Source organism: Sphingopyxis sp. 113P3, assembly GCF_001278035.1.
In the GTDB taxonomy this organism is placed as follows: domain Bacteria; phylum Pseudomonadota; class Alphaproteobacteria; order Sphingomonadales; family Sphingomonadaceae; genus Sphingopyxis.
Window position 1 is genome coordinate 2,710,152 of record NZ_CP009452.1, and the last position, 26,945, is coordinate 2,737,096.

Annotated in this window: 30 protein-coding genes; 17 read left to right on the top strand and 13 right to left on the bottom strand. The window is 65.2% G+C overall.

What is annotated here, in order from left to right:
- The first annotated feature begins 33 nt into the window (after positions 1 to 33).
- The gene (gene arfB, locus LH20_RS13245) at positions 34 to 462 is read left to right on the top strand and encodes an alternative ribosome rescue aminoacyl-tRNA hydrolase ArfB (RefSeq protein WP_053554605.1); all 429 of its coding nucleotides are present in this window, start codon (positions 34 to 36) and stop codon (positions 460 to 462) included.
- Positions 463 to 474: 12 nt separating this feature from the next.
- Positions 475 to 1,071 carry an SOS response-associated peptidase family protein gene (locus LH20_RS13250; protein WP_053554606.1) on the top strand — a complete coding sequence of 199 codons (597 nt, stop codon included), beginning with the start codon at positions 475 to 477 and terminating at the stop codon, positions 1,069 to 1,071.
- On the opposite strand, the gene LH20_RS13255 is transcribed toward LH20_RS13250, so the two are convergent.
- Positions 1,068 to 1,493, bottom strand: a complete 426-nt coding sequence (locus LH20_RS13255) for an EVE domain-containing protein (RefSeq protein WP_053554607.1) — start codon at positions 1,491 to 1,493, stop codon at positions 1,068 to 1,070. The genes LH20_RS13250 and LH20_RS13255 overlap by 4 nt on opposite strands.
- Before the next feature lie 131 nt (positions 1,494 to 1,624).
- Between LH20_RS13255 and LH20_RS13260 the strand changes: the two genes are divergently transcribed.
- A complete protein-coding gene (locus LH20_RS13260; RefSeq protein ID WP_053554608.1) occupies positions 1,625 to 2,554 on the top strand; it encodes an isopenicillin N synthase family dioxygenase in 930 nt (309 codons plus the stop codon).
- 19 nt (positions 2,555 to 2,573) lie between these two features.
- Here LH20_RS13260 and LH20_RS13265 read toward each other — a convergent pair whose 3' ends face one another.
- The 3 genes from LH20_RS13265 to LH20_RS13275 are packed head-to-tail and all read right to left on the bottom strand — an operon-like array spanning position 2,574 to position 4,398.
- Positions 2,574 to 2,978 (bottom strand): hypothetical protein, encoded by a 405-nt coding sequence (locus LH20_RS13265; RefSeq protein WP_053554609.1) that lies wholly within the window; start codon positions 2,976 to 2,978, stop codon positions 2,574 to 2,576.
- On the bottom strand, positions 2,954 to 3,772 hold the full coding sequence (locus LH20_RS13270) for a DUF1295 domain-containing protein (protein ID WP_053554610.1): 819 nt from the start codon (positions 3,770 to 3,772) through the stop codon (positions 2,954 to 2,956). Before LH20_RS13270 ends, LH20_RS13265 begins: the two co-directional genes overlap by 25 nt.
- Positions 3,769 to 4,398 (bottom strand): lysophospholipid acyltransferase family protein, encoded by a 630-nt coding sequence (locus LH20_RS13275; protein ID WP_235526978.1) that lies wholly within the window; start codon positions 4,396 to 4,398, stop codon positions 3,769 to 3,771. Before LH20_RS13275 ends, LH20_RS13270 begins: the two co-directional genes overlap by 4 nt.
- 109 nt (positions 4,399 to 4,507) lie before the next feature.
- On the opposite strand from LH20_RS13275, the gene parC reads away from it, so the two are divergent.
- Both parC and LH20_RS13285 read left to right on the top strand, forming a co-directional pair.
- Positions 4,508 to 6,811, top strand: coding sequence for a DNA topoisomerase IV subunit A (gene parC, locus LH20_RS13280; protein ID WP_053554611.1), 2,304 nt, complete (start codon positions 4,508 to 4,510; stop codon positions 6,809 to 6,811).
- A gap of 90 nt (positions 6,812 to 6,901) precedes the next feature.
- Positions 6,902 to 8,584, top strand: coding sequence for a putative bifunctional diguanylate cyclase/phosphodiesterase (locus tag LH20_RS13285; protein ID WP_235526979.1), 1,683 nt, complete (start codon positions 6,902 to 6,904; stop codon positions 8,582 to 8,584).
- Here the strand turns inward: LH20_RS13285 and LH20_RS13290 are convergent.
- From LH20_RS13290 to LH20_RS13305, 4 genes are read right to left on the bottom strand one after another with little or no spacing between them, the layout of a single operon-like run.
- On the bottom strand, positions 8,548 to 9,756 hold the full coding sequence (locus tag LH20_RS13290; RefSeq protein ID WP_053554613.1) for a CCA tRNA nucleotidyltransferase: 1,209 nt from the start codon (positions 9,754 to 9,756) through the stop codon (positions 8,548 to 8,550). The genes LH20_RS13285 and LH20_RS13290 overlap by 37 nt on opposite strands.
- Entirely contained in the window at positions 9,753 to 10,343 is a 591-nt protein-coding gene (locus LH20_RS13295; protein WP_200905381.1) for a CoA pyrophosphatase, read from the bottom strand. Before LH20_RS13295 ends, LH20_RS13290 begins: the two co-directional genes overlap by 4 nt.
- A complete protein-coding gene (locus LH20_RS13300) occupies positions 10,343 to 10,927 on the bottom strand; it encodes a DUF1285 domain-containing protein (protein WP_053554615.1) in 585 nt (194 codons plus the stop codon). The genes LH20_RS13295 and LH20_RS13300 overlap by 1 nt, the downstream gene beginning before the upstream one ends.
- 46 nt (positions 10,928 to 10,973) lie before the next feature.
- Positions 10,974 to 11,477, bottom strand: a complete 504-nt coding sequence (locus LH20_RS13305; RefSeq protein ID WP_053554616.1) for a GNAT family N-acetyltransferase — start codon at positions 11,475 to 11,477, stop codon at positions 10,974 to 10,976.
- Positions 11,478 to 11,566: 89 nt separating this feature from the next.
- Here LH20_RS13305 and LH20_RS13310 point away from each other — a divergent pair, with 89 nt between their 5' ends.
- Both LH20_RS13310 and LH20_RS13315 read left to right on the top strand, forming a co-directional pair.
- Positions 11,567 to 11,938, top strand: a complete 372-nt coding sequence (locus tag LH20_RS13310) for a dihydroneopterin aldolase (RefSeq protein ID WP_053556283.1) — start codon at positions 11,567 to 11,569, stop codon at positions 11,936 to 11,938.
- Positions 11,935 to 12,699, top strand: a complete 765-nt coding sequence (locus LH20_RS13315) for an SDR family oxidoreductase (RefSeq protein WP_053554617.1) — start codon at positions 11,935 to 11,937, stop codon at positions 12,697 to 12,699. The genes LH20_RS13310 and LH20_RS13315 overlap by 4 nt, the downstream gene beginning before the upstream one ends.
- Before the next feature lie 28 nt (positions 12,700 to 12,727).
- On the opposite strand, the gene LH20_RS13320 is transcribed toward LH20_RS13315, so the two are convergent.
- Complete coding sequence (locus LH20_RS13320; RefSeq protein WP_053554618.1) at positions 12,728 to 14,167, bottom strand: NAD-dependent succinate-semialdehyde dehydrogenase; 1,440 nt, start codon at positions 14,165 to 14,167, stop codon at positions 12,728 to 12,730.
- A gap of 151 nt (positions 14,168 to 14,318) precedes the next feature.
- Positions 14,319 to 14,918, bottom strand: coding sequence for a TIGR02466 family protein (locus tag LH20_RS13325; protein WP_053556284.1), 600 nt, complete (start codon positions 14,916 to 14,918; stop codon positions 14,319 to 14,321).
- Positions 14,919 to 14,965: 47 nt separating this feature from the next.
- Between LH20_RS13325 and LH20_RS13330 the strand changes: the two genes are divergently transcribed.
- From LH20_RS13330 to LH20_RS13345, 4 genes are all read left to right on the top strand, one after another.
- Positions 14,966 to 15,883: an SMP-30/gluconolactonase/LRE family protein gene (locus tag LH20_RS13330; RefSeq protein ID WP_053554619.1), complete on the top strand. Its 918-nt coding sequence runs from the start codon at positions 14,966 to 14,968 to the stop codon at positions 15,881 to 15,883.
- 19 nt (positions 15,884 to 15,902) lie between these two features.
- Entirely contained in the window at positions 15,903 to 16,589 is a 687-nt protein-coding gene (locus LH20_RS13335; protein ID WP_053554620.1) for a VIT1/CCC1 transporter family protein, read from the top strand.
- An 80-nt stretch (positions 16,590 to 16,669) separates the two neighbouring features.
- A complete protein-coding gene (locus LH20_RS13340; RefSeq protein ID WP_053554621.1) occupies positions 16,670 to 17,290 on the top strand; it encodes an OB-fold-containig protein in 621 nt (206 codons plus the stop codon).
- Positions 17,291 to 17,354: 64 nt separating this feature from the next.
- On the top strand, positions 17,355 to 19,049 hold the full coding sequence (locus LH20_RS13345) for a flotillin family protein (RefSeq protein WP_053554622.1): 1,695 nt from the start codon (positions 17,355 to 17,357) through the stop codon (positions 19,047 to 19,049).
- A gap of 146 nt (positions 19,050 to 19,195) precedes the next feature.
- On the opposite strand, the gene LH20_RS13350 is transcribed toward LH20_RS13345, so the two are convergent.
- Positions 19,196 to 19,585: a DUF488 domain-containing protein gene (locus tag LH20_RS13350; RefSeq protein WP_053554623.1), complete on the bottom strand. Its 390-nt coding sequence runs from the start codon at positions 19,583 to 19,585 to the stop codon at positions 19,196 to 19,198.
- Positions 19,586 to 19,641: 56 nt separating this feature from the next.
- Between LH20_RS13350 and LH20_RS13355 the strand changes: the two genes are divergently transcribed.
- Both LH20_RS13355 and LH20_RS13360 read left to right on the top strand, forming a co-directional pair.
- Positions 19,642 to 20,745 (top strand): DUF2855 family protein, encoded by a 1,104-nt coding sequence (locus tag LH20_RS13355; RefSeq protein ID WP_053554624.1) that lies wholly within the window; start codon positions 19,642 to 19,644, stop codon positions 20,743 to 20,745.
- On the top strand, positions 20,742 to 21,389 hold the full coding sequence (locus tag LH20_RS13360) for an HAD-IA family hydrolase (RefSeq protein ID WP_053554625.1): 648 nt from the start codon (positions 20,742 to 20,744) through the stop codon (positions 21,387 to 21,389). The genes LH20_RS13355 and LH20_RS13360 overlap by 4 nt, the downstream gene beginning before the upstream one ends.
- 3 nt (positions 21,390 to 21,392) lie before the next feature.
- On the opposite strand, the gene LH20_RS13365 is transcribed toward LH20_RS13360, so the two are convergent.
- Positions 21,393 to 22,211: a universal stress protein gene (locus LH20_RS13365; protein ID WP_053554626.1), complete on the bottom strand. Its 819-nt coding sequence runs from the start codon at positions 22,209 to 22,211 to the stop codon at positions 21,393 to 21,395.
- 55 nt (positions 22,212 to 22,266) lie between these two features.
- A complete protein-coding gene (locus tag LH20_RS13370) occupies positions 22,267 to 23,175 on the bottom strand; it encodes a LysR family transcriptional regulator (protein ID WP_053554627.1) in 909 nt (302 codons plus the stop codon).
- Positions 23,176 to 23,262: 87 nt separating this feature from the next.
- On the opposite strand from LH20_RS13370, the gene LH20_RS13375 reads away from it, so the two are divergent.
- The 4 genes from LH20_RS13375 (at position 23,263) to LH20_RS13390 (ending at position 26,930) form a co-directional block, all read left to right on the top strand.
- Positions 23,263 to 23,973 (top strand): CoA transferase subunit A, encoded by a 711-nt coding sequence (locus LH20_RS13375; protein ID WP_053554628.1) that lies wholly within the window; start codon positions 23,263 to 23,265, stop codon positions 23,971 to 23,973.
- Positions 23,970 to 24,839, top strand: coding sequence for an HAD family acid phosphatase (locus LH20_RS13380; RefSeq protein WP_053554629.1), 870 nt, complete (start codon positions 23,970 to 23,972; stop codon positions 24,837 to 24,839). Before LH20_RS13375 ends, LH20_RS13380 begins: the two co-directional genes overlap by 4 nt.
- Entirely contained in the window at positions 24,839 to 25,504 is a 666-nt protein-coding gene (locus LH20_RS13385; protein ID WP_053554630.1) for a CoA transferase subunit B, read from the top strand. Before LH20_RS13380 ends, LH20_RS13385 begins: the two co-directional genes overlap by 1 nt.
- A gap of 127 nt (positions 25,505 to 25,631) precedes the next feature.
- Positions 25,632 to 26,930, top strand: a complete 1,299-nt coding sequence (locus LH20_RS13390; protein ID WP_053554631.1) for a serine hydrolase domain-containing protein — start codon at positions 25,632 to 25,634, stop codon at positions 26,928 to 26,930.
- The last annotated feature ends 15 nt before the right edge of the window (positions 26,931 to 26,945 follow it).

Here is a 26,945-nt window from a genome sequence, read left to right on the forward strand (position 1 = left end):
GCACGGCCGATAGAGCCTGCATATCGAAGAGCCATGGGTCTCATACCGATCACACGCAGCATCGCCATCGACAGCGATGAGCTTGACGAAAGCTTCGCGCGCTCGGGCGGCGCGGGAGGCCAGCATGTCAACACGACCGATAGCGCGGTCATGCTCCGCTTCGACGTGGCCAACTCTCCTTCCCTGCCCGAGGCCGTCAAGACACGACTTGCCGTCCTGGCAGGGTCGAGGCTGACCAAGGACGGGATTCTGATCCTTCGCAGCGAAGGGAGCCGATCACAGGCCCTCAACAGGCAGGAAGTGCGCGAACGACTCTTCGCCCTGATCCGCGAGGCGACCTTCGTCCCAAAAAAGCGCAAACCGACCAAGCCAAGCGCGTCGTCGAAAAGGCAGCGCGTCGAGAGCAAGCAGCGTCGGGGCGCGATCAAGGCGGGACGCGGGCGGGTGCGCGGGACCGACTGAAGCGCACCGCCGGTGACCCGCCTCTACCGCCTCGATGCGCCTGCCAGCGCGATCGCGGCCGCCTTCGGCATCGAGGCGGGCGATGATCCCTGGACCGGTGATTATGTCGCCCCCGGCCGCCCGGCGCCGGTAATCGTCGGCGACGGCCGCAGCGGATCGCGCCGATCTCTGCGTCCGCGGCTGTGGGGCGTCGCGCCGCCGCCCAAGGGCGTGCAGCCCGTCACCACGGTCCGCAACCTCCAAAGCCCTTTCTGGATCGGCACGCTGCGGCATGCCGAGCTGCGCTGCCTCGTGCCCGCGACCGCCTTTGCCCTGTGGTCGGGTTCTGCGGGCGCAAGGCGGCAGCACTGGTTCTCGCTCGCATCGCGCCCCGTCTTTGCCTTTGCAGCGATCCAGCGGCAGATCGAGGATTGGCCGGGATTTGCGATTCTCACGAGCGAGCCCAACCGGCTGGTTGCGCATTACCATGAGGGCGCGATGCCGCTCATCCTCCATGCCGAGGATCATGACCGCTGGCTGACCGCCGACTGGCGCGACGCAGCGGCGCTGGTTGCACCCTACCCCGGCCAGCTGATGCGGGTCGGCGATCGGCCGCCGCCCGCGCTTTAGGTTCCGGGCTTTTCCGACTTTTTGAGGATATGCTTCCACTCCTCCGCCGTCACGCGCCCGACCGACAGGCGCGAGAGGCGGATGAGGTCCATTCCCGCAAGCTTGGGGTCGCCCTTGATCGCGGCGAGCGTCACCGGATGGGCAAGCGGCCGCACGGGTTCGACGCGTACGACGACCCAGGGCGAGCCTTCCTCGGCGGTCGGGTCGGGAAAGGCGGCCTCGGTGATCTTCATGATCCCGACGCATTCCTTGCCGATATTGCTGTGATAGAAAAGCGCCTCGTCGCCGACTTTCATCGCCTGCATGTTGAGTTTCGCCGTGTGGTTGCGCACACCGTCCCAGATCCCGCTGCCATCCTGGACCAGCGTATCCCAGGAATAGACGTCGGGTTCGGATTTCATCAGCCAATATTGCTTTGCCATGCGGCCGCGCTTAGCCGAGCGGACCGCGCGACGGAACTGCCTTTTTCCCTTTCACCCTCCGGCCGGAGCGCCTAAATCGCAGCTATGAGGCGCCCCGGGGCGCAAACCCCTTACAGATGGACTCCACTCGCATGACCGCCGCCGTTCCCGTTATTTCCCTCTCGCTTCCCGCCGAGCAGTTCGCGCATGATTTTGGCGCCTCATTCGAACGCTTCGGCTTTGCCATGATTACCGATCACGGCATCGAGCCTGCGCTGATCGACGATGCCTGGGCAAAGGCGAAGCAATTCTTCGCGCTGCCCGAGGAGCAGAAGCGGGCCTATCATATCCCTGGCGGCGGCGGCGCGCGCGGCTACACGCCCTTCGGAACCGAGATCGCTAAGGGCGCGAAAGAGGTCGACCTTAAGGAATTCTGGCACGTCGGCCGCGACCTGCCCGAGGGCCACCCGCTCGCTGCGCAGCAGCCGAACAATGTGTGGCCCGCCGAGATTGCAGGGTTTCGCGACACCTATGAAAAGCTGTTTGCCGAATTCGACCGCGTCGGCGGCCGCCTGCTTTCGGGCATCGCCCGCTACCTGGGGCTTGCTCCCGATTTCTTCGACGAGACGGTGAAGGATGGCAACAGCGTGATGCGCCTTCTCCACTATCCGCCGGTCAAGGGCCCGGCGAAGGGCATCCGCGCCGAGGCGCACGAGGATATCAACACGATCACCCTGCTGCTTGGCGCCGAAGAGGCGGGACTCGAGATTCTCGACAAGGACGGCAGCTGGCTTCCCGTGAGCCCGCCCGCCGGGGCAATGGCGGTCAATGTCGGCGACATGCTGCAGCGGCTCACCAACAACCGCCTGCCCTCGACCACCCACCGCGTTCGCAACCCCGATGAAGGGCGCGCCAGCATCGCCCGCTATTCGATGCCCTTCTTCCTCCATTTCCGCTCGGACTATGTCATCGAAACGCTCGACAACTGCATCGATGCCGAGCACCCGAACCTCTATCCGACGCCGATCACCGCCGATGACTATCTGCAGGAACGGCTGCGCGAGATCGGACTCAAGAAATAGGCGCGTGTTGCGGTCGCTCTCAGCGCCCGTCCCAGAAATCGAATACCGCCTGCTGCTGCTCGCGGATGAAGCGGGCAGCGCTCGCGCCCTCCCACGGGCCATCGTAGCCAAGCAGCAGCGCGGTGCCGCCGACCCACCAGCCCTGCCCTGGCAGGCGGTCGCTTTCGCGCACGACGAGCACCGCAAGGTCGGGCTCGCCGTCAAGCGCGCAGAGGCGGTCGACCTCGGCAAGCGTCTTGCACAGCGCGCGCATCTTGGGACGGGTGAAACGGAAACCGAGATCGCCAAGCAGCTCCGAGTAGCTCACGCTTCGTCTCTCGCGCGCAGCCTCGGTCAGGATCGCACGGATCCGCGGCGCGTCGCCGAGCGCGCCGACGTCGGCGGCGGTCTCTTCGGCGCCTAACCCCTGGTCTTTGGCGGCCATGGTATGAATCCGGAGGTGCGCTCAACATAGTCGGCGTAGCCCTCACGCGACTTGTGAAGCCCCTTTTCGAGCAGCGCCTTGCCTGACCAGCGGGTCAGCGTGAAGGTAAGGAAAACGGGGCCGATAATGCTTGCGAGCGCGACCCAGAGCCCCGCGTCGGCGGCGACCAGCCAGATGCCCCACCAGGTGAGCGTGTCGCCGAAGTAATTGGGATGGCGCGTATAGCGCCAGAGGCCGGTGTCCAGCACCTTGCCGCGGTTTTCGGGGTCCTTGCGAAACGCGTGGAGCTGCGCGTCGCCGATGCTCTCGAACGCAATTCCGGCGAGCGCGGCGAAGGTGCCGAGCGCCGCCAGCCAGCCCGCGGTCGCGGGCGGGGTCGTCGCGCTCGCCCAGATGCCGACCTGTGCCGGAAGCGAGGTGAGAAAAAGCAAGGGCGCCTGGGTCAGGAACACCGAGACCAGGGCGGCCGTGCCCCAGCTCCAGCCGCGCTGCTCGATGACGCTGCCGAGGATCTTGCGGTAGCGCGGGTCCTCGCCGTTGGCGCGCCAGCGCAGGAACAGGTGCCCGGCAAGGCGCAGCCCCCACAGGGTGACAAGAAGCAGCAAGAGCTGGGTCCGTACTCCATCAAAGCCCGCCTGAAGCGCGGTTCCCCATGCGAGCAGCACCATGCCGAAAGCCCAGAAGGCGTCGATGAACGAGACATCGCGGATTGTCCACGCCGCGATCCAAAGGGCAAGAATCACGACCAGGAGGCCCGTGAAATTGATCGCCAGAACTGACCCGAGCCCCGTCATGCTACCGCTCCTTCGCCCTCTTCTCCTAATATATCAGCAAGCGAGCGCACAGCCCGGTCGGGATATTTGGGGGTGCAGTCGCGATAGATGGCGAGCACCTTCTCCATATCGGCACGAAAATCGCCCGTCGGCCAGATCGCGGGCCCGAGCCCGCCCGTCTTTTTACCATAATCCATCAAGCCGACCACCATCGGGACCTTCGCCGCCATCGCGATGTGGTAGAAGCCGGTGCGCCATTTCTTCGTCCGTCCGCGCGTGCCCTCGGGCGCGACTGTCAGCATGAACGCGTCGCGGCGCGCGAATTCAGCGACCATCGCATCGACATAATTTTTCCCGCCGCTGCGATCGACCGGAATCCCGCCCATCTGCCGCATGAAGCCGCCGAGCGGCCACCGAAAAAGGGAAAGCTTCCCCATGAAGTGCGGGCGAATGCCAAGGTCAGCCGTCAGACCGAGATAATAGAGAAAGTCCCAATTGCTCGTGTGCGGCGCGGCGATGATCAGAAAGCGCCGCGGCTCGGGCACCTCGCCCGCTGCCGTCCACCCCTGGCGGCGGTAGAACCACAGCATCGCGGCGCGTACGAAGCGCGCAAGCAGACCCGGCGGGTCGTCCTTGAAAGCACCCACAGCCGCTCCCCTCTCCAGAGCCCGGGATTGCGCGAAGGCGCGCGGCGACGCAAGCGACGAAAGCTTTGCCCTTTGCCTGAGAGCCCGGCCTTGCTATCGGCACCGGACAATGGCGAATACGACCGACGATCCCGAACACACCGACCCCGTCCCCGGCCAGATCGATACCCCGTTCGACAGCGCGCTGTCGGAACGCTATCTCGTCTATGCGCTGTCGACGATTACCGCGCGCTCGCTTCCCGACCTGCGCGACGGGCTGAAGCCCGTCCACCGCCGTCTCCTCTGGGCGATGCGTGCGATGCGGCTCGATCCGAGCCAGGGCTACAAGAAATCGGCGCGGGTCGTCGGCGACGTCATCGGCAAGTTCCACCCCCACGGCGACACCGCGGTCTATGATGCGATGGTCCGCCTCGCGCAGGACTTCTCGCTCCGCTATCCGCTCGTCGACGGTCAGGGCAATTTCGGCAATATCGACGGCGATAACGCGGCCGCCTATCGTTACACCGAAGCGCGGCTGACGCGGGTTGCGATCGACCTCATGCAGGGGCTCGACGAGGGCACCGTCGACTTCCGGCCCACCTATAATGGCGAAGACGAAGAGCCCGAGATCATGCCGGGCCTCTTTCCCAACCTGCTTGCGAACGGAGCGAGCGGGATCGCGGTCGGCATGGCAACGAACATCCCGCCGCACAATGCCGCGGAGGTGATCGACGCCGCGCTCGTCCTCATCGACAATCCGAAGGCCGAGCTTTCGCAGCTCCTCGAGCATGTCAAAGGCCCGGATTTTCCAACCGGCGGCATCGTTGTCGACAGTGCGGACGCAATCGCTCAGGCCTATGAAACGGGCCGCGGCGGCTTTCGCGTTCGTGCGCGTTTTTCGACCGGCAAGGACGCCAATGGCGTCTGGGAAGAAAGCGGGATCGAAAAGCTGGCCGGCGGAACCTGGCAGCTTGTCATCAGCGAAATTCCTTACGGCGTCGCCAAGGGCAAACTGATCGAGGCGATCGCGCAGCTCATCGCCGACAAGAAGCTCCCGATCCTTGAGGATGTGCGCGACGAAAGCGCCGAGGACATCCGCATCGTCCTCGTTCCCAAGAGCCGCAATGTCGATCCCGATGTGCTCAAGGAGAGCCTCTTCCGGCTGACCGAGCTTGAAAGCCGCTTTGCGCTCAACCTCAACGTCCTCGACGCGACGCGCACGCCAAAGGTCATGGGGCTGCACCAGCTGCTGACCGAGTGGCTGCAGCATCAGATCATCGTCCTCGTCCGCCGCGCCGAGCATCGGATCGGCAAGATCGACGACCGGCTGGAACTGGTCGGCGGCTACCTGATCGCCTTCTTGAACCTCGACCGCGTGATCGAGATCATCCGCACCGAGGATGAGCCCAAGGCGGTGATGATGGCCGAGTTCGAGCTCACCGACCGGCAGGCCGAGGCCATCTTGAACATGCGTTTGAGGTCTTTGCGCAAGCTGGAGGAAATGGAGCTCAAGCGCGAGCAGGCCGACCTGATCGCCGAACGCGAAGAGCTCGCAAAGCTGGTCGAAAGCCCGGCGCGCCAGCGCACCCGGCTGAAACGCGATCTCGCCGCCTTGCGCGCGGTTTACGGCCCGGACACCGCGCTTGGCGCGCGGCGCACGACGCTCGCTGAGGCAGCGCCCGCGCGCGACATTCCTCTCGACGCGATGATCGAGAAGGAGCCGGTGACGGTCATCTTGTCGAAGCGCGGCTGGATCCGCGCCCAGCGCGGACATGTCGCGCCCGAGCAATGGGGGGAGTTCAAGTTCAAGGAAGGCGACGAGCTCGCCTTCGCCGCCCATGCGCAGACCACCGACAAGCTGCTGATCGCCGCGAGCGACGGCCGCTTCTTCACGGTGGGCGCGGACAAGCTGCCCGGTGGGCGCGGCTTTGGCGAGCCGCTCCGGCTGATGGTCGATATCGATCCTGAAGCGCGGATTGTCGCGCTGATCCCGGCGAGCGCCGAGGGCCGCCTGCTTCTCGCCTCGACGAGCGGGCACGGCTTCATCGTCCAGATGGGCGAAGTCACCGCGGAAACGCGCAAAGGCCGCGGTGTGGTCAATCTGAAACCCAAGGCCCAGCTCGCCGTGGTGCGTCCGATCGCGCCGGATGATGACAGCGTCGCGGTGGTGGGCGAGAACCGCAAGCTTGTCGTCTTCCCGATAAATGAAGTGCCGGTCATGGCGCGCGGCCAGGGCGTGATGCTGCAGCGATACCGCGACGGCGGCCTCTCCGATGCGACAAGCTTCGTCTTTGCAGAGGGGCTGAGCTGGGCGATGGGCGGCGACAGCGGCCGTACCCGGACCGAGACCGACCTCATTCCCTGGCGCGTTGCGCGCGGCGCGGCAGGACGCATGCCGCCGACCGGTTTCCCGCGAAACAACCGTTTCAACTGAAACGGAAAGTCCCTTTGCCGTAAATAGCTTTTTTACTTCCCGTGACATAGGCATGGGGCAATGGGGAAAGGTCGCACAAAACCCTTCGTTATGGCTATCGATCAGACCGGCGAAGACCGGCCCTTGCTTTACGTCGGCTGGATCGACGCTCTGCCGGTTCCCGCTGCGCTGATCCGGCCGATGGAGCGCGGCAATTTCAGCCTTCACGCGAGCAATGTAGGGTTCGACCGGCTCGGCTTGACACCCGCCAGTACCAGGGCGCCGATCGAAATGCGCCGCGCGATCGAGCGCGCGGCAGCTGGAGTGGCCGACGACACGGAGGAATTCTCCTGCCGTCTCGGCGAGGGCGTCGCTGCGCGCGACTTGCGCGGGGCGATCGGCCGGCTGTCGGACGAATGCGGCGACGAGGCGCTGTTCCTCCTTACGTTGATCGACCGCACCCAGGAAATGATGACCGAGCGCAACCTGCGCCGCGAGCTCGTGTCGGACAGCCTCACCGGTCTTCCCAATCGCGCAGGGTTTCAGGAACTGGTCGAGCAGCGCTCGCGCGGCGATGAACCCGCCGACCATGCGATCCTGCTGCTCGATCTTGCGCGCTTCAGCCGCATCAATGAACATATCGGACCGCTCGCGGGTGACGAATTGATCATCACCGTGGCGCGCCGCCTCAAATCGAGCCTGCGCAGCGGCGACATACTGGCTCGCAGCGGGGGCGACGAATTTGCCATCTTCACCCGCATTACTGGCGGCCGCGCCGATGTGCGCGAACTCGCGCGGCGAATTCGCGGCTGTTTCGATCATCCTTTCCGGATCGGGGAATTGAAGGTCAGCGTCGATTGCGCGCTCGGCTGCGCCATTCAGCCTGGGCATGACACCGATATCGGCGACCAGATCCGTCACGCGCAGATCGCCTTGAAGCGCGCGAAGCAGACCGACCGCATCGAAATTTACGAGCCTGAGGCGGCTATGCTCGCCGACAATCGCTTCGGCCTCGAGACCGCGCTCAGGAGCGCGATCGAGGAAGACCGGCTGAAGCTTGCCTTCCAGCCGCTCATCGAACTGGGCAGCGGCCGGGTCGCGGGCTTCGAGGCGCTTGCGCGCTGGGACGATGAAGGCGGTAGCCCCGTCTCCCCGGCCGAATTCATTCCGGTCGCCGAGGATTCCGGGCTCATCGTGCCGCTCGGCCAATGGGTGATTGCAAAGGCGGCAAAGGTGCTCGCCGCCTGGGACCGCGACAATGGCGGAAGCCCCGTCGAATGCTATTTCTCGGTCAATGTCTCGGCCATCCAGCTCGTCCGGGACGATATCGCGGCCGTGGTTCGCCAAGCGCTCGAAACCAATGCCATCGGCGGCGAGCGTCTGATGATCGAGCTTACCGAAAGCGCGATCATCGGCGATCCTGATCTTGCCCTCTCGGTGCTGAGCGAACTCAAGGCGCTCGACGCGCGGATCGCGATGGACGATTTCGGCACCGGCTATTCAAACCTCGCCTATCTCCAGCGCCTGCCTATCGACGTGCTCAAGATCGATCGCAGCTTCGTCGACCATATGGTCGAGGACCGCGACAAGGCCGCCATCGTGCGCACGATCCAGAGCCTTGCCGAGGTCTTGGGAATGAAGACGACGGCCGAAGGCGTCGAGACTGCCGACCAGGCCCGGCTCTTGTCCGCGCTCGGCTGCGATTTTGGTCAGGGCTACCTCTTCGCTCGCCCGATGGGCGGCGCTGAAGCCTTTGCTTATTGGCGCGAATCGCTCGCGCGGCCGATCATCTGATCAGCAAGTTCGCGCGCGCGCACCGCACCTGGAAAATCTTCCGCGACCCAGGCCGCCTCGACCGCGCGGAGGACGCGCGCCACCTCCGGACCCGCTGTCACGCCGCGCGCAATGATGTCACCGCCCTTGATCGGCAGCACGGGGGGCGACCAGCCTTCAAGGCTTTGCACCTCGGCGACGTCGAGGCTGCCGAGGAGATGGACATCGCGCGCAGCGTCCACGCCGATCTCATAGGCAAGCCGGCGCGCCGGGCGCGCCCTGTCGTCGCGGTGCGCAGCGACCGCGGCCAGGTGCTTTCGCTGGCGCGTCGAGAGGCGCAGCCGGCTCGCCACGGTCTCGGCGGTTTGCGCGTCGGCCGGGAGAAGCGCCGACAGCCGGCGAAGCGGGGCGGGCGGCGAACAGCTCGCGCTCTCGTTCGTGATGAGGCGGTCCAGCGCTACGGCGAAGGCTCGATCAAGCTCGGGTACAATCACCGCGAAAATACCATCGTCCGCCATTCGGCCGGCGATGGGGCGCGGATCGGGAAGCGCGAGGATCTTCATGAGCTCGTCGGCGACGCGCTCGCGTGAGAGGCTCTTGAGCGAGTGGCGCGCGGCGACCACCGCGGCGTGGCTCGCGGGGTCGAGGTCGCCGGTCCCGAACCGCGCGGCGAAGCGGTAAAAGCGCAGGATGCGAAGATGGTCCTCGGCGATCCGGGTCGCAGCGTCGCCGATGAAGGCAACGCGGCCTGCCTCAAGGTCGGCGAGCCCGCCGAACCAGTCGTCCACCTCTCCCGTCGCCGGGTCGGCATAAAGCGCATTGATCGTGAAGTCGCGGCGCGCCGCATCCTCCCGCCAGTCGTCAGCAAAAGCGACCGTCGCGCGCCGCCCGTCGGTCGCGACGTCGCGGCGGAGCGTCGTGATCTCGTGCCGATCGCCGCTTGCGATTGCGGTCACGGTTCCGTGCGCAATGCCGGTGGGGATGACCTTGATGTTGGCGGCAGTCAGCCGCGCGGTGACCTCGTCGGGACGCAGCGGCGTCGCAAGATCGACGTCCGTCACCGGAAGCGCAAGCAGCGTATCGCGCACCGCGCCGCCGACGACCTTGACCGCGCCGCCATCGGCTGCAAGCGCTGCCACGATGCGGGCAAGGCCGGGCCTCTGTCGCCATTCGGCGTCGGGCAGCCGGGTCACCGGTACCAGCCCGCGGGCATTCGCCGCGCCAGATTGATGATGATGCCCGCCGTCACGCCCCAGATTCGCCGCCCCTGCCAGTGCATGTCATAATAGTGACGATCATGCCCCTGCCAATGCGCCTGCTGGCGATGGTAGTTGGCGGGGTTGAAGAGAATGTCGAGCGGCACCTCGAACCAGTCCTCCACCTCGTCGGGGTTGGGGTCGAGCGGCAGGTCGGGCGGAATCACACCGAGCACGGGGGTGATGTGATAGCCGCTCCCCGAGCGATAGGCCTCGCTCGTCCCCGCGATCGTCACGTCCCGCCGGTCAAGGCCGATCTCTTCTTCTGCCTCGCGAAGCGCAGCATCGACGGCGTCGCGGTCGCCCGGATCAATCTTCCCGCCCGGGAAGGCGACCTGGCCGGCGTGACTGCGCAGCCATTGCGGCCGCTGGGTGAGAATGACGCCAGGTTCGGCGCGGTCGGTAAAAGCAATGAGCACCGCCGCGTCGCGAAGGGTCGGGGCGCTCTCGAGCAGATAGGTCTCATCCTCTCCCGGATGGGGAAGCAGATTGCCGAGCGCATCGCGCAGCTTTTCCGAAAGCATCAGACGTCCACCAGCGGGAAACGGACCCCGTCCGACCAGATGGCGGGTTCTGCCGCATTCTCCGCAAGCGCCATCTCGGCGATCTCGTAATAGAGCGCGCGCTCGATGCGCGCCTCAAGTCCGCACCCGATCGCGCCGCGGACATGAAGGCGGGGGTCGGGATTATCGGGGTCACGGCCGAAGGAAAGCGGGTGATCGCCTCCCGCGAGCACCAGATCGTCGGTGTCGAGGCGAAATATGAGCTTGCGCTCCTGCCCCTCGCCCTCGCTCTTCATCTCGACCGCGCGGAAGGGCGTGTCCTCGACCGCGATCGCAAGCTTCTCGGCAGGCGTGACGAGAACATGGCTCCCGTCGGGTTCGCGCCGCAGAATGGTCGAGAACAGCCGGACCATCGCTGGTCGGTCAATCCGCCCGCCTTCATGATACCAGCTGCCGTCGGCGCGAATCTCCATCGCGCTGTCGCCGCTGCGTTCAGGGTGCCAGGTTTCAACGGGAGGCAGCTTGCGCGCCGCAAGAAGCTCGGCCGCCTCGGTAAGCGAAAGCTGCGAAAAGGGTTTGGGAAGCGACGGCGCGGGCGTGACCATGGATCTGACATAGGCGGGCGGGCGCGCCGTGCAACCCCGCGTGTCGTCAGCGCGGAAAGATCATCCCCGCATCGCTCGGCACCGCATGACCGTTCACGGCGCGCGCCAGGAGACGCCTTTTCTCGAAGGGGCCAGGCAGATCCCACGCCCCCGTCGCATCGGCCGCAAATCCGAAGAAGCGGCCATAATATTCAGGATCGCCGATCATCATCAAAGCGCCGTCGGCAATCGCTTCGGCCGCCTCGAGCATGTGCGCCATGAGCGCGCGGCCGTGCCCGCCGCGCTGGACGTCCGGGCGCACCGCGACGGGTCCGACCATCACGAGCGGCAACGCGGCGCCCCTTCTTGTGCGCAGGGCGACAGGCCAGCACTGGATCGTTCCAACGAGCGATCCCTCCTCTACGAGCGCAAAACTCAGCTCGGCGATCGCCGCGGTGCCTTCACGGATGCGGTAGGCGGTTCGTCCGAAGCGGTCGGGCCCGAAAGCGGCGTCGAGCAGATGCTCGACCGCCTGCGGCTCGATATTCGCCAATGGAAGTAACTCGACCAATGCACGCCCTTTCGCTAATGCGGCGGCGCTTTAGGGTCGCGGCACCGCATTGGAAAGCCGAATGTCGCGCCCACAGACAGGATTTTCTTGTGACCGACCAACTCTGGCTCGAAGTCGACGGGCTGACCGTCCAGGTGCTGACCGGCATCTATTCCGAGGAAACCCACCTTCCCCAGCCCTTGCGCATCTCGGTGCGCGCACGGCTCGCGATGGCGGACCATTATGACCCCGCCACCCCCTTGAGCGCATCGAAGAATTACATGCACCTCAAGTTCGCGGCGACCGAGGCGATTCCCAAAGACGTGCATTTCGTGCTCATTGAAAGCGTCGCGGATCATATCATCGACACGCTGTTCCTCCAGGACGACCGGGTCCTCGAGGTGGAGGTAAAGATTGTGAAGCTCGCGATCGCCGAAGACGGCGAGGATATCGGGATCACGATGCGGCGCACGCGAAAATGACGCAGAAGCTTGCCCTTGTTACCGGCGGGCTCCACCGCGTCGGGGCCGCGATTGCAGCGCGGCTCGCGCGCGAGGGCTATGCGCTAGCGCTTCACAAGCACAGCCTCGCCGACCCCGATCCGCTCCTGTGCGACGCCCTTGCCGAGACGGGCGCCGATAGCAGGCATTTCATCGCTGACCTCTCGGAGCCGAGAGAGGTCGACGCTCTCGTCCCGGCGGTCGCCGACGCCTTCGGGCGAACGCCAGACCTTCTTGTCAACAATGCGGCGCTGTTCGCCGAAGGCGAATGGCCCGAACTCACGCAAGCGGACCTTGCCGCCATGATGCAGCTCAATCATCATGCGCCCGTCATGCTCGCCAAGGCGCTTGTTGCCCGGGCGGCCGAAGGGCAGCGCACCGCGATCATCAACATCGTCGATCAGCGCGTCGCGCAGCCTGTGCCCGACCAGATCGCCTACAGTCTCTCGAAATCCGCGCTGTGGCAGGCGACGGCGATATTGGCGGTGGCCTTCGGGAGCCGCGCGCGGGTCAATGCCGTGGCCCCGGGGCTCACCCTTCCGACCGACGATTATGTGCCGGGACAGATGGAGCGGCTCGCCCGGCGCATGCCGCTCGGGGCGTTGCCAACCCCGGCTCAGATCGCCGACGCGGTCGCCTATCTTGCACGCGCCGAGGCGGTGACGGGGCAAACGATCTTCGTCGACGGCGGCGCGCATCTTGCGCCCATGGGACGCGATTTCGTGGCGCTCGAGCGCGATTGAGGCGCATCGCTCGAGCGGCGGCGGGCCCTCAATAGATATGGACCGCCTTGGTCACCAGATAGGAGTCGAGGCCTTCAGGACCGCTCTCGCTGCCGAAGCCCGATTCCTTGATGCCGCCAAAGGGCGCATCGCTTGCTGAAATCACGAAACTGTTGATCCCGACCATGCCGCTCTCGATGCCGTCGGCGATACGGTTGATGCGGCGGCCATTCTCGGTGAAGGCGAAAGCGGCAAGACCATAGGGCAGCCGGTTGGCTTGCTCGAGCGCTTCCTCCTCACTCGCGAACGGGCGCATCAATGCCAGCGGGCCGAAAGGCTCGTGATTCATTGCATCCGCGTCGAGCGGCACGTCAGCGATTGCGGTGGGCAGAAAGAAATTGCCCTCGCCCGTCGCTTCCCCGCCCGCGACGATGCGCGCGCCCTTGGCCTTTGCATCCTCGATCATCGCCTCGAGCGCGGGCGCGCGGCGCGCATTGGCAAGCGGTCCCATCTGCGTATCGGGATCGAGCCCGCTGCCGATCTTCACCTTCGCCGTGCGTTCGGCAAAGCCTTTGACGAAAGCTTCGTAAATGCCCTCCTGGACATAGAAACGCGTGGGTGAGACGCACACCTGGCCCGCGTTACGGAACTTCTGCGCAACGACGCGGTCGAGCGTTGTGTCAAGGTCGCAATCATCGAAGATGAGCACCGGCGCATGGCCGCCAAGTTCCATCGTGATCCGCTTTACGCCGTCGGCGGCGAGCCGCATCAGATGCTTGCCGACCGCGGTCGACCCGGTGAAGCTGACCTTGCGGATCACCGGACTTGCGAGCAGGTGGCGACTGATCATGTCGGGAACGCCGTAAACAAGCTGGGCGACGCCTGCAGGGATGCCTGCGTCGTCGAGGCAGCGCATGATCGCGCTGGTGCAGCCCGGCGTTTCCTCGGGCGCTTTCGCGATCACCGTGCAGCCGGCGGCGAGCGCGGGCGCGATTTTCTTGACCATCAGATTGACGGGGAAATTCCACGGGCTGAACCCCGCTGCCGGACCGACGGGCTGCTTCAGCACCATCGCGCGCTGACCGGCGGGGCGCGGCAGCACGCGGCCCGTCACGCGCTTGCCCTCTTCCGCAAAATAGGCAAGCAGCCCCGCCGCCGACGCGACTTCTCCGCGCGCCTCGGCGATCGGCTTGCCCTGTTCGAGCGTCAGAAGCGTCGCAATCGGCTCGATGCGTTCGCGGATGATCTGAGCTGCCCTGTGCATGAGCGCTGCGCGCTCGTCGGGGGTCTTGGCGCGCCACTGCGGCCACGCCGTCTCGGCGGCAGCGAGAGCCTCATCGAGATCGGCGACTGTCGCGACAGGCAGCTCGGCGATCGGTGCACCCGTCGCGGGATTGTAGACCGGCGCGACGTCGCGTCCTTCTCCGCTCCGCCACGCGCCCGCAATAAAGAGTTGCAGGTCGGCGTTATAGTCGGCGGTCGCGGTCATCGAAGAGCTCCTTCTTGGCACCTCCCCTCTCCACCCGCCCCAAGCGAAGGGAGCAGCCCGATCGGCGCTGATGCTCGAGGGGCGTATCGACTTCGCAGGGCACGAAGGAGAAGAAGGGATGGTCAGCAGATGCGCCTCATATAGGAGGGGCTCAGGAGTAGTTAAAGCTGATACTGATCCGCTCGTGCCTGCCGGCATTGACCATCACCTCGTGCCTGAGCCAGCTTTCCCACAGGAAGATGCGCCCGGGCGCAGGCTCGGCATAGATGAAAGGGTGAAGATGCTCGGGCGCATCGTCGGTGCGGCCGGGCGCTGCCATCAGCATCGGCAGCCGCGGGTCTTCAAGTTTCAGCGCGCCCGACCCCGCTGGCACCGTGACGTAGAAAGTGCCCGAGACAATACTGTGCGGATGAATATGGCCGCTATGCGTGCCGCCCGGTTTCATCAGATTGACCCAGAGACTGTCGAGCCGAAGCGGCTTTGCGAGATCGAAACAGGAGGCCTTGGCAAAGGCCCTCACCTCGCGGTCGAGCAGGCGCTTGAGGTATGCAAAGGCGGGGTCGCGCTGAGGCAGGTCGTTGAGACTCGCATAGCTGGTGTAGCCCCGATACCCGTGAGCGCGGCTCCAGCTGCGGCCCGCGCTATCTTCTTCGGCGAGCAGCCGGCAGCTTTGCTCGAGTTCCTCGAGCAGATCGGGCGTGCCAATGTCGGCTTCGTAGAAATTTGTGGCGAAGAGCGTGCGAACGGGCATGATGGGCGGGAAAGCACAGCAGACGAACGAGGGCAAGGGAGACGAGGATGGAATTCGAACTGATCGCGGACGGTTTGCGCTTCCCCGAGGCGCCGGTGGTGATGGACGATGGCAGCGTGATCGTGGTCGAGATCGAGCAGGGCCGGATCACCCGCTGCTGGCCCGGCGGCCGAAAAGAGGTCATCGCCACGCCCGGCGGCGGTCCCAACGGGCTCGCGATCGGTCCCGACGGCAAGCTTTATTGCTGCAACAACGGGGGTTTCAACTATCTCGAATCCAATGGCTATCTCGCCCCCCACGGGATCGCGAGCGACTATTCGGGCGGGCGCATCGAACGCATCGACATCGAAACCGGCGCGGTCGAGATCCTCTACCAATCCGGCGATCAGGGCGTCACGCTGCGCGGCCCCAACGACATCATGTTCGATGCGCACGGCGGCTTCTGGTTCACCGATCACGGCAAGGTCGATTATGAAAAGCGCTGTCACGACATCGTTGGCATCTTCTATGCGAAGGCCGACGGGAGCTTCATCGAAGAGGTGATTTTCCCCAGCTACAACCCCAATGGCGTCGGCCTTTCTCCTGACGGCAAGAAGCTCTACGCCGCGGAAACCTACACATGCCGGCTGACCCAGTTCAACATTGTCGCGCCCGGAAAGGTCGACGATACCGCGGGTCCCGGCGGGCCCGGCATCCCGCTTTACCGCCCGGCGGGCTATAAATTCTTTGACAGCCTCGCGATGGAGGCGAATGGAAATATCTGCGTCGCGACGATCGGCGAATGCGGAATCAGCGTCGTCTCGCCCGAGGGCGAGCTCGTCGAGTTCGTTGCGACCGACGATATCTTCACGACCAATATCGCGTTCGGGGGCGACGACATGCGCGACGCCTATCTGACGCTCTCGGGCAGCGGGCGGCTCGTCAAGACGCGCTGGGCTCGGCCGGGACTGAAGCTGCAATATTGAAGAAGAGACGGGGGAAACCATGCACCGCGAATCCCATACGGTCGAGCGGATCGGCTGGCTGCGTGCCGCGATCCTCGGCGCGAACGACGGCATCGTCTCGACCGCGAGCCTGATAGCCGGGGTCGCCGCGGCGGGCGCTGCGCAAGCATCGATCCTCGTCACCGGCGTTGCAGGGCTCGTTGCCGGCGCGATGTCGATGGCGGCGGGCGAATATGTGTCGGTGAGTTCGCAGGGCGATGCCGAAAAGGCCGACATCGCGCGCGAAAAATTCGAGCTCAGGACGCAGCCCGAGTTCGAGCTTGAGGAACTGACGCAGATCTATGAGGGGCGGGGGCTCGACCGGCGTCTCGCTGAAGAGGTTGCTGAGGCGCTCACCGCGCACAATGCGCTCGACAGCCATTTGCGCGACGAGCTTGGCCTCAGCCGCGAAATGCGCGCGAGGCCGGTGCAGGCCGCGGCCGCGTCGGCTGCGAGCTTTTCCGTGGGCGCAGCGCTCCCGCTCCTCATCGTGCTGCTCGATGCCGGCCCTTCGCTCCCCTGGACCGTCTCGGGCGCCTCGCTCGTCTTCCTGGCGTTGCTCGGCGCCCTCGGAGCCTGGGCGGGCAGCGCCCCCATCGCGCGCGCGGTTCTGCGCGTGAGCTTCTGGGGGGCGTTTGCAATGGGGGCGACCATGGCGATCGGATCGCTGTTCGAGACCGCGGGCTGAGGCACTGCCCGATGGAATGAACCGGCACGATCGAACCGGCTCCCGCTTGCCAAAGCCAGCCTAGACAGCCAGAAAAAGAAATGCTCGAACTGCTCCTTGCCCCAGAAAATGTCGCGTTCAGCTCCGCGTTACTCCTCATGCTGCTCATCGGCGTTGTCCAGGCGACCGGGCTCGTCGGCGACATGGACGCCGCAGATATCGACGCCAGTGACGCAGGCGCGGCGGATGCTCTGCTCGCCTGGGCGGGCATCGGGCGCGTGCCCTTCTTGATGTGGCTTGTCATTTTCCTCGCCGTCTTCGGCGCCCTCGGCCTGGGGTTGCAGCAACTCATGTCCGCTTTGACCGGCGGGCCGGGCTCCAATCTGCTGATGGTACCGCTCACCGGTGCCGCCGCCCTCGTGCCAACGAGCGTAGCAGCGAAGATCGTCGGGCGCATTCTTCCCGGCATCGAAACCACCGCAATCGACCGCGACGAATTGATCGGGCTTTACGCCGAAATCAGCATCGGCACGGCTAGCGAGGGACATCCCGCGCGCGCGCAGGTCACCGACCGGTTCGGGCAAATGCATCAAATCATGGTCGAACCCGACAGCTCGGACCAGATTTTCCGGACGGGTGAAAAACTCCTGCTGGTCAAACGCGAAGGCGAACTGTTCAAAGGCTACTCGAGCGGCGATTTCTATTTACCCCGGCTCGACTGATCCTAAGATCACCTGGGAGACCTTCCAGGATCTGGAAGCGCGAATCGGGGAGCACACACAATTGATGATCGAGATCGCAATCTACGCCGGGATCGGCCTCGCCGTCCTTCTCGTCCTGGGCTTCATCGTCACACGGCTCTACCACCGCGCGACGAAGGAAATCGCGTTTGTGCGCACCGGTTTTCGCGGCGAGCGTGTCGTGATGAACGGGGGCGCGCTCGTCCTGCCGGTCCTGCACGAGACCATGCCGGTCAACATGAACACCGTGCGGCTAGCGGTCGAACGTAAGAATAGCGACGCGCTCATCACCCTCGATCGGCTGCGGATCGATGTGAAGGCAGAATTCTATGTCCGCGTCCGCCCCGATAGCGGGGCGATCGCGATGGCGGCGCAGACCCTGGGGCTGCGCACGATGAATCCCGAGGCGCTCAAGGACCTCGTCGAAGGCAAGTTCGTCGACGCGCTTCGCTCGGTCGCCGCGGGGATGACGATGAACCAGTTGCACGAACAGCGCGCGGACTTCGTCCAGAAGGTGCAGCAGGTCAGCTCGAACGATCTTGCCATGAACGGGCTTGAGCTTGAATCGGTGTCGCTCACCGGTCTGGATCAGACGTCGATCGAGCATTTCAACGCCAATAACGCATTTGACGCCGAAGGTCTGACCAAGCTCACCGAGCAGATCGAGCTGCGAAAGAAAGCCCGCAACGACATCGAACAGGATACGCGCGTCCAGATCGAGACGAAGAACCTCGAAGCCGACAAGCGGAGCTTCGAGATTGCGCGCGACAATGAGTTCGCCAAGCTAAGCCAGGAGCGCGAAATCGAGATTCGCCGCGCAGAGCAGGCGGCCGAGGTCGCGCGCGAACAGGCTCAGCGCAACCAGGAAGCGGAAAATGCGCGCATCCAGGCCAAGCAGCTTGTCGATGCGAAACAGATTGAGGCGGATCGCGCGATCGAGGAAGCCCGCATCGCACAGGAGCAGGCCATCGAGCTTGCCCGCCAGGAGCAGCAGATCCTGATCCAGAACAAGAGCCGCGAAGAAAGCCAGGCGCGCGCCGAGGCAGACGTGGCGCGCGCGACCGCGGTAGCGGCCGAGGAGCAGGTCTCGACGGCGCGTGAAACCGAAGTCGCCGAGCGCTCGAAGCGGATCGAGCTCATTGAAGCCGCAAAGGAGGCCGAACGTCAGGCGATTTCGCTCAAGGTCCAGGCTGAAGCAGAAAAGGAAGCGGCCGCGAACCGAGCGTCAGCCTTGCGGCTCGAGGCGGAGGGCGAAGCGGAAGCGGAAAAGCTGCGCGCCGAGGCTGCGCGTGTGCGCTTCGAAGTCGAGGCCGCAGGCCAGCGCGCCATCAACGAAGCGGCCAATATACTGTCATCGGGGCAGATTTCGCTGCAGACGAAAATGGCCCTGCTCAAGGTGCTGCCCGAGGTGGTGCGCGAGGCGGCCAAGCCGATGGAAGCGATCGATTCCATCAAGATCGTCCAGGTCGACGGGCTCGGCCAGAATGGCGGCCATTCCGCGATGAACGCGGGCGAGGCCGGGAGCGGAAACCTTGCCAGCAACGCCGTCTCGGCGGCCCTCGCATACCGGGCACAGGCCCCGGTTATCGACAGCTTGATGAAGGAACTCGGCTTTGACGGAGGATCCCTCGACGCGCTGGTGAAGGGCGCCGCTGACCAGCCCGTGGAGACACCGGCGGTCGAAATTATCGAAAAGCCGCGGCGCCGCCGCGAAGCCGCTCCGGCGCCGGATGCGGAATGAAAGCGCAATAGCGGGCCGGCTATCTGCGGGACATTTCGCAGATGAGTGATAATGTGCGGGGGGGCTGGACGCCCCCCCGCGCTACCGCCTGGTCCCGCTGAAGGATAAAGGCAGATGCGGGTCTGCGCGCGGCCCGGATCCCACCATCACGCCTCGCGCGCTTCCAGCCACTCGCGCAGGGCAATGGCGTTGTTGCGGGCCTCGTCTTTCGCCGCATAGAGGAGGGTGACGGGCCCTTTCTTTCTGGCCGTGTCCAGTTCCGCGAGCGCCGCTGCAATATCCTCGCCCCCGGCGTCCAGCGCGGCAAGGTAGACGCTGCGAAATGCGTCCCAGGCTGCGTCGCTGCCCGCAGCGGCATGATGGAACGCATCGCGCATCGCATCGGTGGGCGACAGCGCTTTCAGCCACGCCGCGATGCCCGCCTTCTCCTTCGAGATGCCACGGGGCCATAGCCTGTCGACCAGGAAGCGCGTGCCGTCCCCGGGCTCTGCCGGCTCATAGATGCGCTTCACTGCGATTGTATGGGGAGGCGTCATCTGTATGACTATCCCCCATCCCGCGCTAGTGGGCAAGAGAATCGGAAGGGGTTTGCATGCAGAACGGCTGGGCAATCGACATTGATCGCGACGACATCACGAAAGCGGTGCTGATCGAGGAGGGCCATGCGCCGCTCGCGCCGGGGCAGGTCCGCGTCGCGATCGACCTCTATGCGATGACCGCCAACAACGTCACCTATGCCGTGTTCGGAAAGCCATCGGGCCTGTTCGGCAACGACCAGGGCTATTGGGATTTTTTCGCCGAGCGGGATGCCCCCGGCCGCCTCCCCGTCTGGGGGTTTGCAACCGTCGCGGAAAGTGCCGTGGAGGGTGTCGCCGCCGGCGATCGCCTTTACGGCTATTATCCGATGGCGAGCCATGCAGTGCTGACCCCGGACACCGCGGGATCGGGCGGCTTTACCGACGTCACGCCGCGCCGGACCGCGCTGCCCCCCGTCTACAATCAGTATCAGCGTCTCGAGGCGCTGCCCGACTATCGCGCCGGCCACCATGACTATTGGCCGATCTTTCGCCCCCTTTTCCTGACCGGCTGGCTGATCGCAGACCAGTTCGACGATGAGAGTGACTATGGTGTGGATCAGATCCTGATCGCGAGTGCGTCGAGCAAGACCGCGATCGGCCTTGCTTATTCGCTCGCACGGCGCGGCGGGGAGAGGCCCCAGACGATCGGTCTCACCAGCCGCCCGCATGTCGCCGACCTCGCCGCCCAGGGCATATATGACCGCGTCATCGCCTATGAGGAGGTCATGACGCTGCCTGCTTCGATCTCGGCAGCGCTCGTTGACATGGCAGGCAATGGCGCCGTCACGCGAATGGTGCACAGCCATTTCGGGAGCAATCTCAAGGCCTCGATCATCGTCGGCAAATCGCACTGGGATGCGCAGGCCGATAACGCCGGGCTTCCGGGGCCCGAGCGCCAGGGCTTCTTCGCCCCGGGCCGGGTGCAGAAGCGGATAGGGGACTGGGGCGGCAGTGCCTTCGGACAGAAAATGGGCGAGGCATGGCTCGGCTTCATGGATGTCGCGCCCCGGCTCGCGCGCCCCGATACGCGCGCGGGCGGCGCAGCGGCGCTTGACGCCTATCTCGAAATGCTGTCGGGCGCGGCGGACCCCAAGACAGGACTATTGATCGCGCCATGAGCTTCACCACGGTTATTTTCGACTTCGGCGGCGTCATCACCGCCTCACCCTTCGAGGCGTTCAACAGGTTGGAAGAAGAGCGCGGCCTGCCGCGCGACTTCGTGCGCCAGGTCAATGCGCGCGACCCCGACAGCAATGCCTGGGCAAGGTTCGAGCGCGCCGAGATCGACGCTGCGGCCTTCGATCGCACCTTCGCTGCCGAGGCCCGCGCGCTGGGGCACGAGCTTGAGGGCGAGGCGGTGCTCGCGGTGCTCGCCGGTGCCGTACGCCCGGCAATGGTTTCAGCGCTCGATACGCTGAAGTCGCGCGGGTTCGCGATCGGGTGCATCACCAACAACGTCCCGTCGGGCAAGGGCGCGGGCATGGCGCGCAGCGACAGCGCCGCGGCCGAGATTGCAGCGATCATGGAGCGCTTCGATCATGTCCTCGAGTCGAGCAAGGTCGGGGTACGCAAACCCGACCCTGCGATCTACCGGATGATGTGCGACGCGCTTGGCGTTGCACCGGCCGACTGCATCTATCTCGACGACCTCGGCATCAACTGCAAACCCGCTGCCATGCTCGGCATGCACGCGATCAAGGTGACGAGCGGCGAGCAGGCGCTCGCCGATCTCTCCGCGGCGCTGGAGATGCCGCTGCCCTAGACTTTAGTGCGCAAGGAGCAGCGGCGTCCGGCTGTGCGACAGGAGGTGCCGCGTCACGCCCCCGAAGAGCGTCTCGCGCAGACGGCTGCGGCCAAAGGCTCCCGTGACGATGACCCCCGCGCCGAGGGCCGCCGCTTCGGCGACAAGCTGCTCGCCGACGCTTTCGGCGCTGCGGGCGACGGTCTTGAGCTCTCCGTGGATGTCGTGGCGCGACAGGTAACGGAGCGCGTCGGTCGCGGGGAAGCCGTCTTTATCGCCATCCTCCTCATCGACCGTCACGAGGGTCACCGCGCGTTCCTGAAGAAGAGGAAGCGCCGCGCGGAGGGCGCGGGCCGATTGCGTACTGCCATTCCAGGCGACCATCACGGATCCTTCAGGAGCGAACGACTTTGTCTCGCGCGGCAGGGCGAGAACGGGCACCGATGCCGCGAGGGCCACGTCGCCTGCGAGCAGCGGCAGGTCGCCCCGCCCCTCGCCTTCTCCTGCCGGCAGGCTGACGATGGCAAGATCGGCGAAGGTTGCAGCGCCGGCGAGCGCGCCTGCGACGTCGCCATCGGCCATTGCGATGTCCCAGGGCACGTCCTCGTCCGCGAGGCGCTCGGCAAGGCGGCTTTCGAGCGCCAGATCCTCAGCCTGCGCCGCCGCGAGCGCCTCGGCAGCAAAATAGGTGCCGCCAAAGGGATCGAAACTGACGAACTGGCGCAGCGGCGTTGCGATCAGCAGCGTGACATGCCCCTCGAATTTTCGGGCGAGATCGAGCGCGGTCTGGAGCCGTCCCTCGAAAGCGGCGTCCTTATCGGCATGAACGAGAATCGAGCGCATGCGTGCCTCCTTTGCCATATGATAGGCGGAAGACTGCACCGCAGCTCGCGGCGATTCATTGACCAGCGTCAATTGCCGGCGCGATACTGAGCCGCGCAGCCTGCTCGAAGATGCGCACCAAAACGGGTTCGGTATCGGCGACGCGCATCGCGACATGGAATTCGACCGGCGCGGGCGGCGGCATTCCGGCGAGCCCAACAAGCGCGCCGCGTGCAACTTCGGCGCGGACCATCGGCTCGGGAAAAATTCCGATCCCGCCACCTGCGAGCGCGATGTCGATCATCATCCGGGCATTGTTGCAAAGGTTCAAGGAACGCGGCGCGATGCGTGAGGCGTCGATTGCGTCGCGCATCCGGCCGTGGATTGGTGAATGGCTCGCGAGCGACCAGACCGAGACGGGCGCTGCCTCGCCGCCCGCATCGAAGGCCGCTGCCACCGCGGGACTGGCGAGCCAGAGGAGCGCCACCCGGCCGATGGGCCGCGAGGTGAGCGCGGGATGCGCAACGGGACCCGCGGCGAAGGCCATGTCGGTGCGCCCCGTGAGCAATTGCTGGATCAGGTTGGCGGTGAGGTCGATCTCGATCTCGAGCCCAACCCCCGGCATCTCCTCCTTTAGCGCAGCAACGAAGGGCGGAAGGCAGCTTGCCGCTGCAATTTCTCCCGCGCCGATCCGGACCACGCCGCTCGCCTCGGCGAAACCGCCGCTCCCAAGCAACGCGCTCTCCATGTCGCGAAGCAGCGGCGCGCAGTCGCGCACGAGCTTTCGCCCCGCCGGGGTGAGCGACATCGTGCGCCCGTCGCGGCGGAAGAGCGTCGTGCCGAGCCGCTGCTCGAGTTCGCGCATTCGCGCCGAAACGGCAGGCTGGGTCGTGTTGAGGCGCTCCGCGGCAGCCGAGAAGGTGCCGAGCCGGTCGATCCACAGCAGCGTTTCGAGATGATAAAGCGCGATTCGATTGATCGACATCGCTTATCGATAATCTAAAAACACTATGATTAGAATTGATATGTCGGATCGGCCAATGTCGCAGCATCAATGGCAGGAGGCCGAGTCATGGCGAACAAGCGATATCCCGACGCAGCGACAGCTCTTGAGGGTATCCTCTTCGACGGAATGCAGATTTGCGCTGGTGGCTTTGGCCTTTGCGGCATACCCGAGCGGCTGATCGACGCGATCCGGGACTCCGGGGTCAAGGACCTCACCATCGCGAGCAACAATGCCGGCGTCGACGGCGAAGGGCTCGGCAAGCTCCTGCGCACGCGCCAGATCAGGAAGATGATCTCCTCCTATGTCGGCGAGAACAAGGAATTCGAGCGGCAATATCTCGCAGGCGAACTCGAGGTCGAATTCTGCCCGCAGGGTACGCTCGCGGAACGCTGCCGCGCTGGCGGCGCGGGTATTCCGGGATTTTACACCAGGACCGGCGTCGGCACTGCGGTCGCCGAGGGCAAGGAAGTCCGCTCGTTCGACGGCGAGGACTATATCCTCGAACGCGGCATCTTTGCAGACCTTGCGATCATCAAGGGCTGGAAAGCAGACGAGAGCGGGAACCTCATCTTCCGCAAGACCGCGCGCAACTTCAACCAGCCGATGGCGACCGCGGCGAAGATCTGCGTCGCAGAGGTCGAAGAGATTGTTCCCGTCGGGAGCCTCGACCCCGACGCCATTCATTTGCCGGGCATCTATGTGAAGCGGCTCGTTCTCGGCGCGCCCTATGACAAGAAGATCGAGTTCCGCACCGTGCGGCCGCGGGAAGCCGCGTGAAGCGCGCCCTCGCCCTGTCGCTTGGCCTCCTTCTTGCCGGCTGCGCGAGCACGGGAGGAAACTCCCTCGCGTCCGCGCCCGTCGCCCCCGGCGAACCGGCAACGCCGGCTACCGCGCTTCAATATCTTTATGGCTCGGCCGAGGCCGAAATCGCCGTGCGTGCGGTCAATATCCGGATCGCTGACTATGTGAGGGAGCGGGTCAAGCAGCGGCCGCAGGACAGCGTCATCCTCGCGCCCGGTGCGCGCATCGAGGCGCCGCGCTTTGAGCCTTGCGGCGACAAGCCTTTCGCGGCGGTGTTCGATGCCGACGAGACGTTGATCTGGAACCTCGGCGCGACGCGCTACATGGCCGAGCGCGGTATCGCCTTTGATCCCAAGATCTGGGACAGTTGGGAAAAGACGGGCGCCGGCGCTGCCAAGGCGATGCCCGGGACCGCCGAGATGGTGAACGCGCTACGCGCCGTGGGCGTCACCGTGGTTGCCAATACCAACCGTCTCGCCGCCAATGCCGAGGGCGCCGAAGCAACGCTGCGGGCGGCGGGCCTCGGCGAGTTCAAGCATGGTGAGACCTTGTTCCTAGCGGGCGACGATGCCGGCGGATCGAGCAAGGATGGGCGCCGCGCCGCGATCGCCTCGAAATTTTGCGTGATCGCGATGGCGGGCGACCAGCTCGGCGACTTCAGCCAGCAATTCAATGAGAAGACGCTGGCGCCGGGAGCGCGGATCGCGCTCGCGACCGGCCCTGCCGCTTCCGCGCTCTGGAACCAGGGCTGGTTTCTCTTTCCCAACCCCGTCTATGGTCCGTGGGACCGGCTGGGCTGGGATGATCTTTTCCCCTCCGACACCCATTGGGAGCCGAAATAATGGCCGACGAAAAAAAGGGCTGGACCCGTGACGACATGGCGGCGCGCGCCGCCAGGGAGCTGGAAGACGGCTATTATGTCAACCTTGGCATCGGTATTCCAACGCTGGTCGCCAATCATGTGCCCGCGGGCATGACGGTGACGCTCCAGTCGGAAAACGGCATGCTCGGGATCGGCCCCTTCCCCTATGAGGGCGAAGAGGATCCCGACCTCATCAATGCCGGCAAGCAGACGATCAGCGAACTGCCCCAGACCGCCTATTTCGGGTCGGAGCAGAGCTTCGCGATGATCCGCGGCGGCCACATCGACCTTGCAGTGCTCGGCGGCATGGAAGTCGCCGAGAATGGCGACCTTGCCAACTGGATGGTGCCCGGCAAGATGATCAAGGGCATGGGCGGCGCGATGGACTTGGTTGCAGGGGTGAAGAAGATCATCGTGGTGATGGAGCATGTGTCGAAAGACGGTAGCCCCAAGTTCATTCCCGAATGCACGCTTCCGCTCACCGGGAAAAATGTCGTCGACATGATCGTCACCGACCTTGCGGTCTTCAAGCGCGACGATCATGCAAGCCCTTTCAAGCTTATCGAGCTGGCGCCCGGCGTGACGGCCGAGGAGGTCGCGGCGAAGACGACCGCCAGATATGAGACGGCGCTCGAGACAGCCTGACCCGGACGCCTGTGTTCGCGCCATTGAATCGCCGCGCGGCGCAGGGACCCGCTTGACCCGTTCATCCATCCTGCCGTCTCCTTGGGGGTGACGGCGGGGAAAGTCGCGGCTAAGAGGGCGACCAAATATGAGGTCGCGATCACCCAACAAGTCCGCTCTGCGGCTCCTTCTTGCTCCCGTTGCGCTCGCCGCTCTGGGTCTTGGCTGGTTTGGTCTTCACGCCTCGGGCGGCAGCCAGCCGCTCGCGAGCATCGCGATACCGATGAACGCTCCGGAGGACCTGCCCGACACGCCGGCCGAATGGCGCGGGCGGGTCGATTACGAGGCGATTGACCGGCAATTGACCGACCTTTCACGCCGTCCCGAAATGGCGGGGCTTGCGGTTGCGGTGGTGGAGGACGGGAAGTTGCGCTTCGTGCGCACCTACGGCGTCGCCGACCGCTCAACCGGGGCGCCGGTCACGCCGCAAACCCTCTTTCGCTGGGCCTCGGTTTCCAAGACCGCGACCGGCGTTCTCGCCGCCGCGATGGCGCGCGACGGGACGATCGAGCTCGGCCGCCCCATCACCGCCTGGCGCACGTCGCTCCATCTCCCGGGCGGCGCCGAAGCGCGTGTCACGCTCGATCAATTGCTCGCCCAGCGTACGGGCCTCACCAAGAATGCCTACGACGACCGGCTCGAAAACGGGCAGAATCCCGCGCTCCTGCGCGCAAACCTTGTCGATGCACCGCTGCAGTGCGAACCGGGTACCTGCCACACCTACCAGAATATCGCTTTCGATGCGGCGAGCGAAATATTGGGCGAGGCAGCGCAAAAGGCCTTTCCCGATGCGGTGAGTGAGCGGCTCTTCCTCCCGCTCGGCATGGTGAGCGCCGGGTTCGGAATGGAGCGGCTGACGGGCGCGAAGGACTGGGCGAAACCGCATCGCGGGCGGATGATCCTGCCGCTCAAGGAATCCTATTGGCGCGTTCCCGCCGCCGCAGGGGTCGAAAGCGATATTGTCGATTTTGCGCGCTGGATGCAGGCGATGATGGGCACGCGCCCCGAGGTGCTGCCAAAAGCTGTCTTGGAAATCGCTCACCGCCCGCGGGTCAATACCGCGCGCCTTTACGGGGGCGCGCTGCGTCAGGCGACGAGCGATGCAGGCTATGGTCTCGGCTGGCGGAGCTTCAGCTATGAGGGGCGCAGGGTTGAAGGCCATTCGGGCGCGGTTTCAGGCTACCGCGCCACGATGATGTTCGAACCGGCGACCCGTACCGGCGTGGTGGCCATGTGGAACAGCGACTGGGGCTTCCCGTTTCGCATCCCATTCGCCGTGTTCGACAGCTATCACAAGCGCGAAGATGCGCGCTGGCTCGACCTTCGTGAATTGCCGAAGGTCAAAGAGGATGTGGCTGCAAGGCGTGCGAGGCCATCGGCGGGCTGAAAGCAATGCGAAGGG

Coding starts and splice junctions, on each gene's coding strand:
- LH20_RS13270 (WP_053554610.1), bottom strand. CDS start 3,772: ATGACGGGGCTCGGGTCAGTTCTGGCGATCAATTTCACGGGCCTCCTG.
- LH20_RS13340 (WP_053554621.1), top strand. CDS start 16,670: ATGCTCGAACTGCTCCTTGCCCCAGAAAATGTCGCGTTCAGCTCCGCG.
- parC (WP_053554611.1), top strand. CDS start 4,508: ATGGCGAATACGACCGACGATCCCGAACACACCGACCCCGTCCCCGGC.
- LH20_RS13350 (WP_053554623.1), bottom strand. CDS start 19,585: ATGACGCCTCCCCATACAATCGCAGTGAAGCGCATCTATGAGCCGGCA.
- arfB (WP_053554605.1), top strand. CDS start 34: ATGGGTCTCATACCGATCACACGCAGCATCGCCATCGACAGCGATGAG.
- LH20_RS13295 (WP_200905381.1), bottom strand. CDS start 10,343: ATGCTTTCGGAAAAGCTGCGCGATGCGCTCGGCAATCTGCTTCCCCAT.
- LH20_RS13330 (WP_053554619.1), top strand. CDS start 14,966: ATGGAATTCGAACTGATCGCGGACGGTTTGCGCTTCCCCGAGGCGCCG.
- LH20_RS13315 (WP_053554617.1), top strand. CDS start 11,935: ATGACGCAGAAGCTTGCCCTTGTTACCGGCGGGCTCCACCGCGTCGGG.
- LH20_RS13390 (WP_053554631.1), top strand. CDS start 25,632: ATGAGGTCGCGATCACCCAACAAGTCCGCTCTGCGGCTCCTTCTTGCT.
- LH20_RS13325 (WP_053556284.1), bottom strand. CDS start 14,918: ATGCCCGTTCGCACGCTCTTCGCCACAAATTTCTACGAAGCCGACATT.
- LH20_RS13285 (WP_235526979.1), top strand. CDS start 6,902: ATGGCTATCGATCAGACCGGCGAAGACCGGCCCTTGCTTTACGTCGGC.
- LH20_RS13255 (WP_053554607.1), bottom strand. CDS start 1,493: ATGGCAAAGCAATATTGGCTGATGAAATCCGAACCCGACGTCTATTCC.
- LH20_RS13365 (WP_053554626.1), bottom strand. CDS start 22,211: ATGCGCTCGATTCTCGTTCATGCCGATAAGGACGCCGCTTTCGAGGGA.
- LH20_RS13360 (WP_053554625.1), top strand. CDS start 20,742: ATGAGCTTCACCACGGTTATTTTCGACTTCGGCGGCGTCATCACCGCC.
- LH20_RS13355 (WP_053554624.1), top strand. CDS start 19,642: ATGCAGAACGGCTGGGCAATCGACATTGATCGCGACGACATCACGAAA.
- LH20_RS13370 (WP_053554627.1), bottom strand. CDS start 23,175: ATGTCGATCAATCGAATCGCGCTTTATCATCTCGAAACGCTGCTGTGG.
- LH20_RS13265 (WP_053554609.1), bottom strand. CDS start 2,978: ATGGCCGCCAAAGACCAGGGGTTAGGCGCCGAAGAGACCGCCGCCGAC.
- LH20_RS13385 (WP_053554630.1), top strand. CDS start 24,839: ATGGCCGACGAAAAAAAGGGCTGGACCCGTGACGACATGGCGGCGCGC.
- LH20_RS13375 (WP_053554628.1), top strand. CDS start 23,263: ATGGCGAACAAGCGATATCCCGACGCAGCGACAGCTCTTGAGGGTATC.
- LH20_RS13345 (WP_053554622.1), top strand. CDS start 17,355: ATGATCGAGATCGCAATCTACGCCGGGATCGGCCTCGCCGTCCTTCTC.
- LH20_RS13300 (WP_053554615.1), bottom strand. CDS start 10,927: ATGGTCACGCCCGCGCCGTCGCTTCCCAAACCCTTTTCGCAGCTTTCG.
- LH20_RS13335 (WP_053554620.1), top strand. CDS start 15,903: ATGCACCGCGAATCCCATACGGTCGAGCGGATCGGCTGGCTGCGTGCC.
- LH20_RS13320 (WP_053554618.1), bottom strand. CDS start 14,167: ATGACCGCGACCGCCGACTATAACGCCGACCTGCAACTCTTTATTGCG.
- LH20_RS13260 (WP_053554608.1), top strand. CDS start 1,625: ATGACCGCCGCCGTTCCCGTTATTTCCCTCTCGCTTCCCGCCGAGCAG.